This is a genomic window from Streptomyces glaucescens, assembly GCF_002154375.1.
Taxonomy (GTDB): Bacteria; Actinomycetota; Actinomycetes; order Streptomycetales; family Streptomycetaceae; genus Streptomyces; species Streptomyces glaucescens.
Window position 1 is genome coordinate 1 of record NZ_MUND01001043.1, and the last position, 697, is coordinate 697.

Sequence of the window (697 nt, forward strand, 5' to 3'; positions counted from 1 at the left end):
CCCCTGCCCCTGCCGGGGGAACCTCCGGCGTGGGACGACCCCTCTGAAGAGGTGTGGGACCCGCACCCGGCGACCCCGAACGCGGCGGCGGCCCCCGCGCCGAGTCCGATCGCTCCCCTGCGGCTGATGTGACGCATGCCATCCCCGTCCGTCGTGCTCTGTGGTGGTCACTCCCTCAGAGGGCACGACGAACGGGGTGGTTGCCCCGTATTTGTGCGCTTTTCGTAACAATGGGGCGTTGCGGGCTTTTTGCGATACCTACGCCCCGAACGCCTTGCCCTTCCCCTGCACCGGCCTGGCGCCGGCGCGGAGATGGGCCGGGACGAGATCGATGGCGGGCTCGGAGTACCCGACCGAGACGATCCGGTCCCCGTCGTAGGTGAAGGACGTCAGCGAGGCGAGGGTGCACTGCCGGCGGCGCGGGTCGTGCCACAGCCGCCGCCGCTCGACGTACGACCGCACGATCCAGATCGGCAGCTGATGGCTGACCAGCACGGCCTCGTGCCCGCGGGCCGCGTCCTTCGCGGCGTCCAGCGCGCCCATCATCCGCACGACCTGGTCGATGTACGGCTCGCCCCACGACGGCCTGAACGGGTTGACCAGGTGCCGCCAGTTCTCGGGCCGCTTCAGGGCGCCGTCCCCGACACCGAAGGTCTTGCCCTGGAAGACGTTGTCGGCCTCGATCAGCCGCGCGTCG

General features: G+C 70.6%; 1 protein-coding gene. It reads right to left on the reverse strand.

The features are described from left to right. Nucleotides 1-258: 258 nt before the first annotated feature. Nucleotides 259-697: histidine phosphatase family protein (locus CCN42_RS40435; RefSeq protein ID WP_143662254.1), on the reverse strand; the 439-nt coding region annotated here is incomplete at its 5' end.